This window comes from Bowmanella yangjiangensis (genome assembly GCF_018531185.1).
Taxonomy (GTDB): Bacteria; Pseudomonadota; Gammaproteobacteria; order Enterobacterales; family Alteromonadaceae; genus Bowmanella; species Bowmanella yangjiangensis.
In genome coordinates this window covers 1,093,624-1,109,953 of sequence record NZ_JAHDJU010000001.1, presented here as the reverse complement: position 1 = coordinate 1,109,953, position 16,330 = coordinate 1,093,624, and the positions used below count along the sequence as shown (strand labels likewise).

Annotated in this window: 17 protein-coding genes; 5 read left to right on the top strand and 12 right to left on the bottom strand. The window is 48.3% G+C overall.

What is annotated here, in order from left to right; translation table 11 throughout:
- Positions 1-31 precede the first annotated feature (31 nt).
- Positions 32-610, bottom strand: coding sequence for an RNA polymerase sigma factor RpoE (gene rpoE / locus KJY73_RS04985; RefSeq protein ID WP_214340846.1), 579 nt, complete (start codon positions 608-610; stop codon positions 32-34).
- A gap of 251 nt (positions 611-861) precedes the next feature.
- On the opposite strand from rpoE, the gene nadB reads away from it, so the two are divergent.
- Positions 862-2,469, top strand: a complete 1,608-nt coding sequence (gene nadB / locus KJY73_RS04980; RefSeq protein WP_214340845.1) for an L-aspartate oxidase — start codon at positions 862-864, stop codon at positions 2,467-2,469.
- Between the two features lie 16 nt (positions 2,470-2,485).
- On the opposite strand, the gene KJY73_RS04975 is transcribed toward nadB, so the two are convergent.
- Genes KJY73_RS04975 through KJY73_RS04965 form a run of 3 tightly spaced genes read right to left on the bottom strand, consistent with a single transcriptional unit; the run spans position 2,486 to position 4,027 of the window.
- Positions 2,486-3,352, bottom strand: a complete 867-nt coding sequence (locus KJY73_RS04975) for a MaoC family dehydratase (RefSeq protein WP_214340843.1) — start codon at positions 3,350-3,352, stop codon at positions 2,486-2,488.
- Positions 3,353-3,369: 17 nt separating this feature from the next.
- Entirely contained in the window at positions 3,370-3,789 is a 420-nt protein-coding gene (locus KJY73_RS04970) for a protein YgfX (RefSeq protein ID WP_214340842.1), read from the bottom strand.
- Positions 3,776-4,027: an FAD assembly factor SdhE gene (locus KJY73_RS04965; RefSeq protein ID WP_206592721.1), complete on the bottom strand. Its 252-nt coding sequence runs from the start codon at positions 4,025-4,027 to the stop codon at positions 3,776-3,778. The genes KJY73_RS04970 and KJY73_RS04965 overlap by 14 nt, the downstream gene beginning before the upstream one ends.
- A gap of 120 nt (positions 4,028-4,147) precedes the next feature.
- Here KJY73_RS04965 and ygfZ point away from each other — a divergent pair, with 120 nt between their 5' ends.
- Together ygfZ and KJY73_RS04955 are read left to right on the top strand one after the other, a co-directional pair.
- Positions 4,148-5,113, top strand: coding sequence for a tRNA-modifying protein YgfZ (ygfZ, locus tag KJY73_RS04960; RefSeq protein WP_214340841.1), 966 nt, complete (start codon positions 4,148-4,150; stop codon positions 5,111-5,113).
- Between the two features lie 12 nt (positions 5,114-5,125).
- Positions 5,126-5,611: an FKBP-type peptidyl-prolyl cis-trans isomerase gene (locus KJY73_RS04955; RefSeq protein WP_214340839.1), complete on the top strand. Its 486-nt coding sequence runs from the start codon at positions 5,126-5,128 to the stop codon at positions 5,609-5,611.
- A 66-nt stretch (positions 5,612-5,677) separates the two neighbouring features.
- On the opposite strand, the gene lysS is transcribed toward KJY73_RS04955, so the two are convergent.
- From lysS to KJY73_RS04920, 7 genes are all read right to left on the bottom strand, one after another.
- A complete protein-coding gene (gene lysS, locus KJY73_RS04950) occupies positions 5,678-7,219 on the bottom strand; it encodes a lysine--tRNA ligase (protein WP_214340837.1) in 1,542 nt (513 codons plus the stop codon).
- 28 nt (positions 7,220-7,247) lie between these two features.
- A protein-coding gene (gene prfB, locus KJY73_RS04945) for a peptide chain release factor 2 (protein ID WP_214340835.1) occupies positions 7,248-8,346 on the bottom strand; the annotation gives its coding sequence in 2 pieces (ribosomal slippage) (positions 7,248-8,270 and positions 8,272-8,346; 1,098 coding nt in all).
- Positions 8,347-8,488: 142 nt separating this feature from the next.
- Positions 8,489-9,073, bottom strand: coding sequence for a CBS domain-containing protein (locus KJY73_RS04940; RefSeq protein ID WP_214340833.1), 585 nt, complete (start codon positions 9,071-9,073; stop codon positions 8,489-8,491).
- Between the two features lie 89 nt (positions 9,074-9,162).
- Positions 9,163-9,477 carry a hypothetical protein gene (locus KJY73_RS04935; RefSeq protein WP_214340831.1) on the bottom strand — a complete coding sequence of 105 codons (315 nt, stop codon included), beginning with the start codon at positions 9,475-9,477 and terminating at the stop codon, positions 9,163-9,165.
- 91 nt (positions 9,478-9,568) lie between these two features.
- Positions 9,569-10,540, bottom strand: a complete 972-nt coding sequence (locus KJY73_RS04930; protein WP_214340829.1) for a zinc transporter ZntB — start codon at positions 10,538-10,540, stop codon at positions 9,569-9,571.
- 23 nt (positions 10,541-10,563) lie between these two features.
- Entirely contained in the window at positions 10,564-11,142 is a 579-nt protein-coding gene (locus KJY73_RS04925) for an NADPH-dependent FMN reductase (protein ID WP_214340827.1), read from the bottom strand.
- 121 nt (positions 11,143-11,263) lie between these two features.
- Positions 11,264-12,736, bottom strand: a complete 1,473-nt coding sequence (locus tag KJY73_RS04920) for a sigma-54 dependent transcriptional regulator (RefSeq protein WP_214340825.1) — start codon at positions 12,734-12,736, stop codon at positions 11,264-11,266.
- Between the two features lie 472 nt (positions 12,737-13,208).
- Between KJY73_RS04920 and KJY73_RS04915 the strand changes: the two genes are divergently transcribed.
- On the top strand, positions 13,209-14,135 hold the full coding sequence (locus tag KJY73_RS04915; RefSeq protein WP_214340824.1) for a KpsF/GutQ family sugar-phosphate isomerase: 927 nt from the start codon (positions 13,209-13,211) through the stop codon (positions 14,133-14,135).
- A 59-nt stretch (positions 14,136-14,194) separates the two neighbouring features.
- Here the strand turns inward: KJY73_RS04915 and KJY73_RS04910 are convergent, their stop codons facing one another.
- Entirely contained in the window at positions 14,195-14,998 is an 804-nt protein-coding gene (locus KJY73_RS04910) for a flagellin N-terminal helical domain-containing protein (RefSeq protein ID WP_214340822.1), read from the bottom strand.
- 191 nt (positions 14,999-15,189) lie between these two features.
- On the opposite strand from KJY73_RS04910, the gene KJY73_RS04905 reads away from it, so the two are divergent.
- The gene (locus tag KJY73_RS04905) at positions 15,190-16,305 is read left to right on the top strand and encodes a hypothetical protein (protein WP_214340820.1); all 1,116 of its coding nucleotides are present in this window, start codon (positions 15,190-15,192) and stop codon (positions 16,303-16,305) included.
- The last annotated feature ends 25 nt before the right edge of the window (positions 16,306-16,330 follow it).

Sequence of the window (16,330 nt, the reverse complement as noted above, 5' to 3'; positions counted from 1 at the left end):
TGATTAACGTGGCACTTAACTTCAGTGTCAGCTATTTCTGTAACAGGGGTTGAATCACTTTATCGATAGCTTCCCGAGCTCTGAAGATTCGCGACCGTACAGTGCCAACAGGGCAATCCATTACGGTTGCAATCTCTTCATAGCTTAGCCCTTCTAATTCACGCAAGGTGATAGCCATACGCAAATCTTCAGGCAGCTTATCAACAGTGTCAAACAACAATTTTTCCATTTGCTCCGACATCAGCTTGCGCTCTGGAGACGCATTCTCTTTAAGCGCATCACTGCCGTCGTAAAAATCGGCTTCCTCTGCATCCACATCGTTAGCCGGTGGCTTCCTACCTTGAGCCACCAAGTAATTCTTCGCGCTGTTTACCGCGATCCGATACAACCAAGTGTAAAAAGCACTTTCACCGCGAAAGCTAGGTAACGCTCTATAGGCCTTAATAAAGGCTTCCTGCGTCACATCAGCGACATCTCCGGTGTTCTTGACGTATCGGGACACCAAATGGGCAACTTTATGTTGGTACTTGATGACCAAAAAATTAAACGCGTTTTTGTCGCCCTGTTGTACTTTCTCAACCAATTGTTGATCTGTAAATTGCTCGCTCATCCGAGCCACATCCCCTATTGAACCGCTTTTCTGATGCCTTGGCTCTCGCAAGCACCTAAATAGACTGTCAGTCTGAAAAAAAGTTCGAAATTATTTCAAGCTTATGACAAGTTTTTTCAAAATATGCGCTAAATCACACTTTTCAAGCCCATCCTAAGCACCGGAAAACAGTCTGCTCCATACAGGAATTCATACCAAACCAATAAGATAGTATCATGCCTAAACGAAATAGAACCTGAACAGTTTACTCCATGCATCAAGCGGTTGAACATCAATGTGATCTTTTAATCATCGGCAGCGGCGCAGCAGGGCTCAGCCTGGCACTTAAAATGGCCCAGAAATGTCGCATCATTGTACTCAGTAAAAGCAGTATCGGTGAGGGTTCGACCATGTATGCCCAAGGTGGCATAGCAGCTGTTTTCGATGAAACCGACTCTATCGACTCACATGTGGAAGATACCATGATAGCCGGTGCCGGCTTATGTGATCGTGCCGCGGTAGAGTTTACGGCAGGTAATGCCAAACAAGCCATGGAGTGGTTGATTAACTTTGGCGTGCCCTTTGATCAGGAAACCGACGCTCAAGGAGAGGCACGCTTCCATTTAACTCGTGAGGGTGGTCATAGCCATCGGCGAATTTTGCACGCGGCAGATGCAACAGGTAAAGCGGTGCAAACCACGCTGATTGATGCTGTGCGTAACCATCCCAACATTGAAGTGTTTGAGCGCTACAACGCGGTAGATCTAATTCGAAGTCGCCTCGCTCCCAATAAAGTGCTGGGAGCCTACACCTGGAATCGAAATCTAGAGCGTGTAGAAGTGGTAAGAAGCCGCTTTGTAGCACTTGCCACTGGCGGCGCCAGCAAGGTTTATCAATATACATCTAATCCTGATGTGTCTAGTGGTGATGGTATTGCCATGGCCTGGCGGGCGGGATGCCGGGTGGCAAATATGGAGTTTAACCAGTTCCACCCCACTTGTTTGTACCATCCCCAGGCAAGAAACTTCCTGATCACCGAAGCCCTGCGCGGCGAAGGCGCTTATCTGACTCATGCCGATGGCACACGCTTTATGCATAAGTTTCATGAACTGGCTGAGCTTGCCCCCAGAGATGTAGTAGCAAGAGCCATAGATTACGAAATGAAACGCCTGGGTGCTGACTGTATGTATCTGGATATCAGACATAAGCCCGCAGACTTTATCATTAAGCATTTCCCCACTATCTATCGTAAGTGCCGCTCACTGGGAATAGATATTACTAGGGAGCCTATCCCCATCGTGCCTGCCGCCCATTACAGCTGTGGAGGGGTAATGACAGATTTCGATGCCCGCACTGATTTGGATAATTTGTATGCCATCGGCGAAGTGGCTTACACCGGTCTGCATGGCGCAAATCGTATGGCCAGCAACTCCCTGCTTGAGTGTGTCGTGTTTGCGAGAGCGGCTGCCACCCATATTATGCAAAGACTGGATCAGGCCGACGAAAAGGAAGACATTTTACCTTGGGATGAAAGCAAGGTGAGTAACTCAGACGAAGAAGTGGTTATTCAGCATAACTGGCATGAATTGCGACTTTTTATGTGGGACTACGTGGGCATAGTACGTACCAACAAGCGACTAGAGCGAGCTTTAAGGCGCATTGAATTACTAAAACAGGAAGTTGATGAGTATTACAGTAATTTCCGGGTTAGTAACAACCTCTTGGAGCTACGAAACTTGCTCACCGTATCCGAGTTGATTGTTAGATGCGCCATGCAAAGGAAAGAAAGCAGAGGGTTACATTACAACCTGGATTATCCGGATTTACAGGACACCCCACTGCCTTCGGTTTTGTATCCTCAACGCTATCAAAAAAGATAGCGCTGAAGCCCGCTCTCTAATTCAGTGGAGCCAATGGGTGGCTTTGATATTTACCGCTTAAGTGTAAATCTTTGCCATCCATTGAACCCAAAGTAAAAGTGCCTGCATCCACATCGTTCTGCTGATGAAAGCTCACGTCGCAGGGCAAAAATACCGGCTTACGAAAACTCACGCCCAATTCAAATGCGCCGCCCAACACTGGTGCCAACGCGGTGATGCAGCGAGCCTTGCTCCACATGCCATGAATAATCTGAGATTTAAAGCCAAAAAACCTCGCCGACCAGGGATATAAATGGATAGGATTATAGTCCCCGGACACCTTGGCATATTGCCTACCAAGGTTGGCATCTAAATGCCAATGTTCGCCATCGGGCAAGTTTGCAGAGGTTGACGGCAGATTACGCTTAGGTAAATCCCCCTGGCGAACCAGACTGACACTTCGTCCTTGCCAAACTAATTCAGTACCAACCTGCACATCCGTTAATAAAGAGAATTGCCACCCCAAGCGGTGACGCCTGAGTTTATCGAACCTGCAACTAATAGAGAGTTTTTCATGACGGCTAACCGGCCGATACTGGCGAATATGGTTCTCCATATGCACCAATCCCATTACCTTGAAGGGAAACCCCTTATCCAGCAACAACCCTAGATGCAGCGGTAGTGCAAGACAATGTAACCAGGCAGGATGAACATCGTCTCGATGCCAGACTAACAGGTCATGGTATTCGTCCAGCTTTTCGGAGTCAGCGGTTAAGCCGTCACAGCGCAATACCAATTGCGGCAGTTGTGGTGCTGGGGCCTGTTGGCCTGACTTCACCGCGGCACGCAGCAACATCGCCGGCACTTTAGGCAAAGATTCTGGGGTGAACTCTATGATATTCATCAACGACTCTCCGTACGCTATGAGATACCCTGACTGAGTATACGACACAAACGTCGATAATCAGCCTCAGACACAGCATCGCGAAATATACATAGGTACCGGTGCTGCTTACTATCCAATACATCCTGCAAACAAATAAAAAGTAACCAAGATGTTGCGCGGCTATCGGAGGTGATCTGCATAGGCACACTGTGGTTGTTTAACCACTGCCACTCCCCCCGCTCCGAAACATTAGCCACGCCCCACTCTGGTCGCATTTGTACCTGTCGGTAGAATAACCCAAGCAGTACCAGACTAACCAACATCTGCCAAACCGTCTGCCAGGGCAACACGCTTGGCTGCCACAACCATACAGAAGCAATCAGCAGGCAATAAAGCACTAACAATAAAACAATGCGTAAATTTGAACGGCTAATCTCTATTCTATACTTTGACACGGCTCACAATGGTCTCCACCATGGCCGCCAGCATAGGATCTTCACATTGCTGATGGCCCATTACCCAGGCAAACAAGTCAGGATCATCACAAGTCAGCAGACGCTCAAAGGTTTCCTTGTCGTCATCCGTCAAATCACTAAAGGCCTCATCGAAGAAAGGTTGGAACAACACATCCAACTCCAACATACCGCGCCGGCACGCCCAGCGGATACGGTTAACTCTTTGCATGGTAAACATCCTGCCCTCTCTAAGACAACTTGAGTAGGCCGCTATATTAACCCAATTCACTGACTTGATCTTGTTTCAGTTTAGCTTAATCCCCATGATCAGAGACCAGACAAACAAGGCAGGATCACTATGTCAGCGATGCCCCTCTCTTTACCTAATGCGGGTGTGTTTCCCGACACCTACCTGGTGGAGTTACCTCAGCTTAGCGAAATTCAAGTAAGCGGGGAGGAACGGCTTAAGTACTTACAAGGTCAGCTTACCAACGATCTGGGTAAGCAAACACCAGGCAAAGTAATGCGTGCCTGCCATTGTGATGCTAAAGGCAAGGCCTGGGCGATTTATCAAACTATTGTATTACCCGATTCGTTGATTTTACTGGGAGATAGCCAGGCAATTGAAAAGTCGCTACCAGAGTTAAAAAAGTACGCGGTCTTTTCTAAAGTAAATTGGCAAGCAAATGAACTACGCTGGTTTGGTGGTGCAGGCGCCGTTTTTGAGTCATACCTACAAGCCCTATCTCAGCCATTACCTCAAGAACATTTGAGCTATACACAAACTGAAGGGTTACTGGTTATACGCTATGATTTCCCATCAGTTCGTTATCTAGTAGGCGCGAATGAATCGAATGCAACACATTTAACAGACGCTATGCAAGGACATCATCATTCATCCACATTATGGCAAGCCTTGGATATTCAGGCTGGCTTACCCAGCCTTGCCAGTGCCACCAGCAATGAATATGTGCCACAAATGCTGAATATGCAGGCACTGGATGCAATCAGTTTTACCAAAGGCTGCTACATAGGCCAGGAAACCGTGGCGCGTACTCGTTATTTAGGAAAAAATAAGCGAGCGGCTTATATTCTGAGATGCTCTCATAGCATCCAATTGGAGGCCGGAGAGACATTGGAAGTCCAGTTAGAGGAAAACTGGCGTCGAGGAGGGACTGTGTTAAGCTGTGCCACCTTAAGCGAGGAAACCTGGTTGATGGCCGTGTTGCCCAATGACACACAGCAAGGTGCTCTGCTGCGCAGTAAAGCACACCCGGACGCCATCTTCGAGGTTCAGCCCCTACCCTATTCACTTGAAAATTAAGGCTATCTATCCATGCAAATTGCTCCAAATAAAGTCGTGACCATGCACTACACCGTCAGCACCAAAGAGGATGTTCAAATCGACTCTTCTCGCGATGGTAAGCCCATGAGCTTTCTGCACGGACAGCATTTTTTGATAAAAGGCCTGGAAGATGCCCTGGTAGGTAAAGTAGCAGGTGATAAGTTTGTCACAGAAGTCGCTCCGGCGGATGCATACGGTGAGCGCCACGATGAACTGATCCAGTTGGTCCCCAAGAATATGTTCGAAGGCATGGATGTGGAAGTTGGTATGCAGTTTCGCGCCACCACAGATGATGGTGAGCAGTCCGTGATGATTATTGATATTACTGATGATGAAGTTGTTGTAGATGGCAACCACCCATTGTCCGGCGTTACCCTGAAATTCGATGTGGAAGTCCTTGCTGTCCGTGACGCCACAGAAGAGGAACTGGCCCATGGCCACGTGCATGGTGAAGGCGGTTGCGGCCACGACCATTAATACACAAGCTTACCGCCCTAAGATTAGGGCAAAAGAAAAGCCGGGCATCGCCCGGCTTTTTTGTTTTTATTCTGCGGCTTGTGGACGCATATGCGGGAACAGTATTACGTCTTTAATACTGGGGCTGTCGGTAAACAGCATTACCAGACGGTCAATACCGATTCCCTCACCTGCCGTTGGTGGTAAACCATATTCCAATGCCCGGATATAGTCATCATCATAGTGCATGGCTTCATCGTCACCGGCTTCTTTCTCTTCCACTTGCTTGCGGAAACGGGCAGCCTGATCCTCGGCATCATTCAGCTCAGAGAAACCGTTGGCTAGTTCACGGCCACCAACAAAGAACTCAAAGCGGTCGGTAATGAATGGATTATTGTCATTACGACGCGCCAGTGGCGACACTTCCCAGGGATACTCGGTAATAAAGGTCGGTTGATCCAACTGCTCTTCAGCAGTGGCTTCAAAAATCTCGCACAGGTATTTACCAGCCCCCCAGATACCATCTACTTCCGGCTCTTTAATATGCAGCTTTTTCGCCATGGCCTTCATTGCATCCAGGTTATTTTCCGGATCGCGAATCGCCGCTTCATCAGCTTCTGGCCAATATTTAAGAATGGCATCGCCCATGCTCAGACGGGTAAAGGGCTGAGCGAAATCATAGCGTTTCTCCTGCAGCACATTACCATCTGCATCGCGCACCGTATTGATCACTTCTGTGGTGCCCAGCACGTCCTGCGCCAGGGTGCGCAGCATATCTTCGGTCAGATCCATCAGGTCATGGTAATCCGCATATGCCTGGTAGAACTCGATCATGGTGAATTCCGGATTGTGACGGGTCGACAAACCTTCGTTACGGAAGTTACGGTTTATCTCGAACACGCGCTCAAAACCGCCCACCACCAAGCGCTTCAGATAAAGCTCCGGGGCGATACGCAGATACATTTCGATATCCAACGCATTGTGGTGAGTTACAAAAGGTTTAGCCGATGCACCACCAGGAATAACCTGCAGCATGGGCGTTTCCACTTCCATAAAGTCCCTTTCGGTCAGGAATTTACGGATGCCATTGATAATCTTGCTACGCACTTTGAAAGTATCACGGGTTTGCTGACTCATGATCAGGTCAACATAACGCTGGCGGTACTTCGTTTCCTGATCGGCCAGACCATGAAATTTCTCAGGCAACGGACGCAGTGATTTGGTCAGCAACTGGTAGTCGGCCATATCCACATACAAGTCGCCTTTGCCGGATTTATGCAGTGCGCCTTTTACCCCGATGATGTCACCGATATCCAGCGTACCGTAGCGCTGTTTGATATCCTGCTGGGTTTCTTTGCTAGCATAAGCCTGGATACGGCCTTTCATATCCTGCAGGAGCAGGAAGGGGCCACGTTTAGCCAATATACGACCAGCAACACTGACCTGATGATTCAGGCTTTCCAGTTCTTCTTTGTCCTTGTCGCCAAAGGCATCCTCAAGATCCTGGCTATAATGTTCACGGCGGAATTCATTAGGATGGCCGTTAGCCGGACAATTGCTGCGAATCTCTGCCAGCTTGCCCCGGCGTTCCGCAATCAATTTGTTCTCATCTTGTTGAATGTCTGTCATCTGCGTTGTTCCTGATTACTGATTGCGTTTACAGACCAGATTTAAGGCTGGCCTGGATAAATTTGTCTAAACCACCGTCCAGTACGGCCTGGGTATTGCGCGTTTCCACCCCGGTACGAAGGTCTTTAATGCGAGAGTCATCCAACACATAGGAACGAATCTGACTCCCCCAGCCGATATCTGACTTACCGTCTTCCATGGCTTGCTTCTGCTCGTTTTGCTTCATCAGTTCCATTTCATACAGTTTGGCTTTTAACTGCTTAAAGGCCTGATCTTTATTCTTATGCTGAGAACGGTCATTTTGACACTGCACCACGATACCGCTGGGAACATGGGTAATACGTACCGCAGAGTCGGTTCGGTTAACGTGCTGACCACCGGCACCTGAGGCGCGATAGGTATCAATGCGCAAATCGGCCGGATTCAATTCAATTTCGATATCGTCATCAATTTCCGGATACACGAAGGCGGAGGCGAAAGACGTGTGGCGGCGGTTGCCAGAGTCAAAGGGCGACTTTCGCACTAAACGGTGTACGCCAGTTTCGGTACGTAGCCAGCCAAAGGCGTATTCACCTTGGAAACGAATAGTGGCGCTTTTTATACCAGCGACTTCACCTTCAGACACTTCAATAAGTTCTGTCTTGAAGCCATGTTCTTCACCCCAGCGCAGGTACATACGCAGCATGATGTTGGCCCAATCCTGCGCTTCGGTACCGCCGGAACCTGACTGAATATCCAGATAACAGTCATTGGCATCATTAGGGCCAGAGAACATGCGGCGGAATTCAAGGTCTTCCAATTTTGCGATCAGTTGCTCAAGCTCAGCCTGGGCTTCGTCAAAGGTTTCCTGGTCTTCGGCTTCTACCGCCAGTTCCAGCAAACCATCCACATCTTCAGCCCCGTTATCCAAAGCCAAGATTGTCTCGACGACTTTTTCCAGAGCAACCTTTTCTTTGCCTAAGGCTTGCGCCCGCTCGGGTTCATTCCAGACGTCGGGACTTTCGAGCTCACGATTGACTTCTTCTAAGCGTTCTTGCTTGCTATCGAAGTCAAAGATACCCCCTGAGCGCGTTAGTGCGCTCCCGGACATCCGCCAAGGCGTTTTTTACCGGATTGATTTCAAACATAAATCAGCTAATAAATCTTGCTTACAAAGGAGCCGGATTTTAGCCGATTACGCAAGGGATTGACAGGCCCAGAGGGCCTTAGGTTAAGAGGAATTTCAGCAGGCGCGGGGGGCGCCTGCTGACTCTCGGTGTAGGACGTGAATCAGACTAGCTCACTGTGCTCATGCAACACGTTAAAGATATCTCTGAAACTACTCGCCTTGAGGCTGATATCCAGCGGAATATGCAGTGCACGGGCAATATCACTGGAAGAAATTAGCCCTCGCAAGCGGCTCTGTTCATCAGTCAACAATATATGCTGTTCCCCCAAGCTGCGCAGCGTATCTATCAGATCAGCAATGGTGGCATTTTTGAGTTGTTCGTAGCGAATACCATGCAACTCACTACGCGGTACCATCACATCTTCCACTGTCAGTTCATTTCTGTCCTGCTGGCGTTGATTGGCAATCATCAAGATTTTACGGCTGTTAAGATCCGCAAAGCTGACAATACCCAAAAACTGTTGATCACCATCCACGACCAACTTCGACTTCACATGGCCTTTTTTCTTCATAAACAAAGCCTGATCCACAGAAACGTCTTTGTCGATTAACTGCGGACTGCGGCGGGTAAAATCTGTCACCACTTTAGTCGCGGCACTATCCAGGCTTAAGGGTTCAACACTTTCGGTGGTACAAAACTGGGTTACTTGGCCTAACGCCAATGTTTTCAACATTTTATTTGTCATTTGGATTCTCCAACAAACTGAACATAGCTAGCCCGCTCGCAAAGAAACCGAGGTTATAAGTATAGGCGATGCGGGACGGTTTTTAAGGTTCAGCTTGCCTGAGGAGGCGCTCTGGGTTGTGGTAACCCAACAGTATCGACGTAAAAGTCAGAGACTCTGGAAGGAACAAACAGATAGGCCTGATTGATCACCTTAACTGCAGACAAAGCCCCAACCAGGCTGGGTTCGTCTTTGTCCAGTTCGGTTTGCAAATACTGACTATCAGTGTACTGATTAGCCGTAACAAGAGAAGAATCGGATATAGGCTGCGCAATACTTGCTGCACTGCCTAACCAACATGCCAACAAGCAGAATGCGGTCGCAAGGAGACTGAAATAAGGAGGCCGGTAAACAGCTTGACGCACGTGGCGGTACCGAAAAATGCTCATACCCTTAATATGGAGCAAAGGGCTAAAAACTCAATAGCCCTGTAGATAAATTGTTAAAATTCTGCGTCTACAACCAGCCTTTTCGCTTAAACCAAACAACCTGCAGAGCACAGACCAGAATCAACAAGCCAATAAATACGCCAAAGCCTAACGGATTCTCGGCACCTGGTATTCCTCCCACATTAATGCCAAGCAACCCGGTAAGAAAACCCAAGGGCAGGAAAAATGCGGCAACAATAGACAGCACATACATTCTGCTGTTCATCTGCTCAGCCAGTTGATTACCAATCTCTTCCTGGGTAACCGCCGCCCTTTCGCGCACTGCATCCAAATCTTCCACATGGCGCATTAAGCTATCCAAGGTCTCCTGAAAGCTCAGGCGAACATCACGGCCAATCCACTCAAACCTATCTAACAACAGCTGTGAAATGGCCTCTCTTTGCGGGGCCAAGTAGCGGCGCAGGGAAATGATCTGCCGGCGCACACGACCAAGGTCTGCGCGCATTTGGGCATTTTGTTGCTCCAGCGCCTGCTCTTCAAAATCAGCGACCTGCTCTTCAAAATAATCAACCGTGTCTGACATTCGAACTACCAGTCTCGACAGAATACTCGCCAGTACTTCATCAGCACTGGCAGGCCCTTCTCCGGCCTTTAGCGCGTTAGCCACATCGGTAACCGACAATAAGCGACGCTTTCTGGTACTAATAATTCGTCCCTGCTCCACCCATAGCCGCACCGAGACCATATCATCAGGGTCGGCGCCAGGATTCAAATTCACCCCACGCAAAGCGAGCAGTAATCCATTTTCAACCCGGATAGTTCTTGGTCGGGTTTCCCCTGTGAGCAAAGCATCACACACAATGGGATTGACCCCGGAATCTTGTTCCAGATACTGAATACTCTCGGGCTGACTGTAATCCAGATGCACCCAGAGAATGCCGTCTTCAGGTTGCCACCGTTTAACGGCTTGCCAGTCAAGTTCGCTAGCGCCCCCCTGCCCGTCCAGTAACAACGCATGAATCAACGACTGCTCTTGCATTTCATTCTCCCAAAGCTCACCAGTTAAGGACTGGCAAGCTTATCCGTTATCTTTACTAATTCTTCAGCCAGACGTGTAATTGCCTTGTGCTGCTCAGCATCCTTCAACTGACCATGCTCATCAAAGGCTGAGCCCGCCAGCCCTATAGCACGCTGATTCGGCACAACCATTACGCCAATGTTTTGTAGCAACATACGCAAAAAGCCCAGCCCGCGCAGGCCACCAAGGGCCCCAGGCGCACAAGACATAATTGCGGCGGTTTTACCGCGATAAGCACTTAATGGCGCTTCATTAGGATCGCTGGCACGAGATGCCCAATCAATAGCATTTTTAAGAAGGGGACTGAATGCACTGTTGTATTCAGGAGAGGCTATTAGCAGCCCGTCATGCTCTAGTAATAGCTGTTTAAACGCCAACGCCGATGTTGGAAACCCCTGCTCATTCTGCAAATCCTGATTGTAAATAGGCATAGGGAAATCGCCGAGATTAATCAGGGTAACTTGCGCCCCCGCTTGTTCTGCAGCCTTTGCAGCAACACCAACAAGTTTTTGATTATAGGAATCTTTGCGACTACTGCCGGAGAAGGCCAGGATTCGTGCCATGTTGTTGCCTCGCTTAATATTAACAAAGCCAACAGCTTAGCCTGTGCAAAAGCAAGCGCCAAGCTGGATAGCGGCTCGCTGCAGATGAAAACTCAGAACCTCGTTATTGAAGGTGAAACCTTCACTCGTCGCCTTTGTTCATCCCGTACTTGCGCATTTTTTCCACTAAAGTCGTACGACGCATGCCAAGCACTTCGGCGGCCCGAGCGACAACCCATTCTTGCTGCTCCAAGGCTTGAGTAATCAGGCTAACCTCCAACTCGGCCAGATATTCCTTAAGGTTTAACCCCTGCTCTGGTAATGCCTGAGATTGTCCATTGAGCTCGCAATCCGGTGCAGACGCACTGGCAAACTCATTATTGTCGGCCTCTTCATCGTCCTCTTCGACGTAGCCGCCGAACAATTCGTTAATAGCCTCACGTTCCAATAATTCTTCAGGATAATCAGGCTCATAGCTGTCGGCTTGAAGATGCTGATACTTATGTGGAAGATCACCTACATCCACAACTTTATCGGGAAACAGGATAAGTAATCGCTCTACTAGATTCGACAATTCACGGACATTTCCCGCCCAGTGGTGCTCCATCAGTGATTTTAAAGCCCCTTCGGTAAAGCGAATGGAGCGTCCAGACTCACTTAACGCCCGGGAAACTAATTCCTGAAGCAATAAGGGGATGTCTTCTTTGCGCTCCCTGAGCGGCGGGCTGTCGATAGGAAACACATTCAATCGGTAATACAAATCCTCGCGGAACTTACCTTCAGTGATCATGCCTTCCAAATCACGGTGTGTGGCCGCAATCACACGTACATCGCACTGAATGGGCTTGGTACCGCCAACACGTTCATAGCTGCGTTCTTGAAGAACCCGCAATAGCTTAACCTGCATCTGCAGTGGCATATCGCCGATCTCATCCAAAAATAATGTGCCGCCTTCGGCCAGCTCAAACCGACCTTTTCTAGCGCTTACTGCGCCGGTGAAGGCACCTTTTTCATGGCCAAAAAGTTCACTTTCCAGCAATTCGCCAGGTATGGCACCACAGTTGACGGGGATAAATGGTCCATCACGACGGTTTGACAAATAATGGACGTTACGTGCCACCACTTCCTTACCTGTACCTGACTCCCCCAACACCAGCACATTAGCGTCAGTTGGCGCGACCTGTTCAATCATATGGCGCACTAACTGAACACCGGCACTCTTACCAATGAGGCTACGAAACAACTTGGTTTTGTTCTGTACAGAGCCGACAGGTGCAGGGCGTCTTTGCAAATACTCCTGGCAACGATGCAACATTTGCGTCAGTTGTGGATAAGTAACGGGCTCTGGCAATATACCAACCAGGTTACCTTGATGTTCATGGCCGTCGCTGCCGACCATTACAAATGGCTGAGCAGGAAACTGTCGCAATAACGTATCGTTAAGCTCGCCACAGTCAGCGTCCAACAATACGCAGGCGTAAGGCCCATCTTTGGCTAGGTAGTCAATACTCTGTTCAGGCAATGAACAAACGCAATGTTCGCCCATAAAGGTGAGTACCGTCTGAAGACTTATCCGGCGAGCCTCTAGCCCACTGATAATCAGAATTTTACTCATACCTTAGCGACCTCAAAGTTGCGGACAACCCACGCGAAACATTAAACTTGGCTAACTAAATCATAGCCAAACGAGAGTGTGCAGAACGGCAAATTAATCAGCCAAGATTCTGTCATCTATCTATGGATTTTAACCATTACCCAATCAATGGCAACCTGAGAGATTCAGGTTTACGATCAAGCGCTTAAGAAGCGCACAATAATTCACCTGGAATGGTTGTTTCGGGGGCCATGAATCTAATGTTCAACAGTACCACCTGCAGCAAATGCTAGCTAAGATGGCTTTAGCTATATCCAGAATAGCAACGGCAAGGCTGGCAGCCAACACCAGAGTACATCACACAATGTAGCCGCGACACAGAATCTTTGTGAACTCCGCTCATTTGGCCGTTTCTAGTATATTCGACAAGCCGCTAAGCTTTCGTCAAAATAACGCCCATCAGCCAGCGGTTTGCCCAAACAGGATCCCTGCATTGAATTACTTAGAAATTGCCAAAGACGTATTTGATATTGAAGCCCAGGCTGTAAGCCAGCTCTCCACGCGCCTAGACTCACAATTCAACCTAGCGGTTGAAACCATTTTGCAAGCCAAAGGACGTGTAGTGGTTTGCGGTATGGGTAAATCAGGGCAAATTGGCAGAAAGATAGCAGCAACCTTGGCCAGTACAGGCACGCCGAGCTTTTTTATGCACCCAGGCGAAGCCTATCACGGCGACCTGGGTATGATTGCCAAGGAAGATATTTTTATTGCTATCTCCAACTCTGGTGAAACAGAAGAAGTGTTGAAGCTACTGTCTTTTCTGAAAGAGAACGGTAATTTCCTTATTGGTATGACAGGTGGAATCACCTCTAGTCTGGCCAAAGCCTCAAATGCTGTGTTGAATGTCAGCGTAGAAAAAGAAGCCTGTCCCTTACAACTCGCCCCCACAGCCTCAACCACAGCAACACTGGCGATGGGAGACGCATTGGCCGTCACCTTAATGAAAGCCAGGGATTTTAAACCCGAAGAATTTGCCCGATTCCACCCTGGAGGCAGCCTTGGGCGACGCCTGCTTTCCAGAGTACAGGATGAAATGGTTAGCACTCCGCTACCTTTAGTTAGCCTATCTGCCAGTTTTGCTGAAGTAGTAGACGCAATTAGCAGTGGCCAACTCGGTATTGCCATTGTCGAGACAGAACAAGGCTATGGGATTATTACCGATGGCGATATACGCCGTGGTTTTACCCGCCATAAAAAGGACGTTTTCGACCTAAATGCCGCGCAAATGATGACACTCAACCCTAAGAGCATAGATATCAGCGCTAAGATGGCAGACGCCTTTATGCTAATGGAACAGAATAACATCACTGCATTGTTGGTGTTAAATGAAGGAAAGCTAGCGGGCATAGTGAAGAAGTAAAAAGCGATATACTTGACAAAAAACGCCGCAATTGCGGCGTTTTTTAATTACGAAAGCTTTCAGCCTAACAGTGCTAAGACCTGGCCTTTTTGCTGATTAGCCTGTGACTGCACAGCAATAGATGCCTGACTCAATATATCGTTGGCCGCTTTATCAGCCGTGCCCTGTGCATAATCTAAATCTTGTAAACGGCTTTTAGCCGCCTGCACATTCACTTCGGTGTTAGCCAGATTGCGTGCTGCACTTTCAAACTGATTCTGGGTCGCTCCCAAATCAGCCCTCGCCGCACCAACATAATCCACCGCATTATCCGCTGTTTCCAGCGCATCGGCAGCACCTTGGGCAGTGCTAATATCAATATTCAGCACATCACTTAAACCACCAGCAATATCTTTAGTGCCGACACTGATAGATTGGCCAGCGTTCGCGCCGACCAGAAAATCCACATTACCTTCGCCAGACAACAGTGGTTTACCAGCGAACTCGGTCTGCTCAATGGTTTGTTTAATATTGTCCTGCAACTGAGACACTTCTTTTTGCAGGGCTTTACGATCAGCATCCGTCAGAATGCCGCTACCAGCCTGCACCGACAGTTCTCTGATACGATTTACATCATTGCTGATACCTGACAAACCGCCTTCAGCAACCTGTGCTAAAGACACGCCGTCATAGGCATTGTTATAAGCCTGACGAACACCGGATGTTTGTGACGTCAAACGATCAATAATCTGCTGGGCCGCTGCATCATCAGCCGCGCTGTTTACCCGCTTACCCGAAGCCAGTTTTTCAAACAGCGAATTCTGCTTCTGCTGAACCTGTTGCAGCAAAGACGCATTGGATTTGGTACTGTTAATCTCTAACATAAGCCCCCCTCAAACCTCAGCATTAAGAATAGCAGAGGGGTGGTGGGAAAGTAAGCAATCAAATAAAGCGAAGATATATCAAACCATACCTTTATCGACAAATTTCATACGTAAAGTCTATTGGCTTTGAGTTGCGCTGTATCCGATAAACAGGATGACAAGCAATAACAAAAAAACGGAACAGGAATTTTATGCGCGTACTCTTTATCACTGGACAGAACCAATATGGTGTTGTCAGTCATTTTCTGGCAGGCATGCGCGAAGACTTGCAGGCAGCAGGCGTTGACAGCGATACATTGTCGGTTGAATCAGAACAAAGTGTGCAAAGAGACTTCCCACAACTTTTACCGCTAGAAGAGTATGATCAGGTCATTAGTTTCAATGGCATGGGGCTGCACCTGGAATACGCGGGATTATCCGTTCCTGATTACCTAAAACGTCAGCCAGCCTATGTCTTCTGTGTTGACCATCCTTTGCATCTGCTAAAGCGTTTTATTGGTTTGAATGTCGTTGTCTTATGTGTTGATGAGGAACATGTAGCATTTTCACAGCTATGCGGATTTAACGCCGTCTACTTCCCTCATGCCATTGGCAAACAGCAATTTTCACGGCTTCCAGTAACCCCTGTATCCAATAAAAATGACGATATTGTGTTTCCAATTTCCTTTATGGACTCAGTTCGTCACCGGCAGGCACTCGAGCCTTACTGGCAACAAATTGGAAAATGGGTGGAACAAAGTCAGTCAGTCACCCGATTTATGCAAATGCTAGGGGTACTCCCTCTTGCCACCCGAAAAGCAACCTTGCCATTGAATGAGGAAGTACTGAGAGTGTGCGTAACTGTTGACAGTTACCTTCGCGCCAAACAGCGCGAGACCTGTTTACAGCAATGCCAGAAGCAAGGTCTGGTGTTGCAGGTTATTGGCAGAGACTCGCATCAATATCAAGCAATTGCGCCAGCACACCAATACCTACCCGCGATGGATTTCACCGCTTTACTAGAAACTATGGCTAAAGCCCGCTACGTGCTACATAACTCCCCAGGTTTTGAACGTGGACTGCATGAGCGGGTAATTTATCCTCTTTCGTTAGGCACCTTGGTACTCACCTTCCATACGCCCTACGTGAATCAAACATTCCCTCTAGGGTGTATCGATGTCTCATCTGTATCCATAGAGATAGATGACGACACTTATGCAGAGCAGCGTGCCGCCGCGCAACAAATAATCGCTGCTCAACACTGTTGGCAACAACAACTGGCTACGCTGTTTAAGTTACCGCCAACCTTTGCCAAAGGGATGACTTAAGTTGTCAGTGAGGTTTTATTGTGCA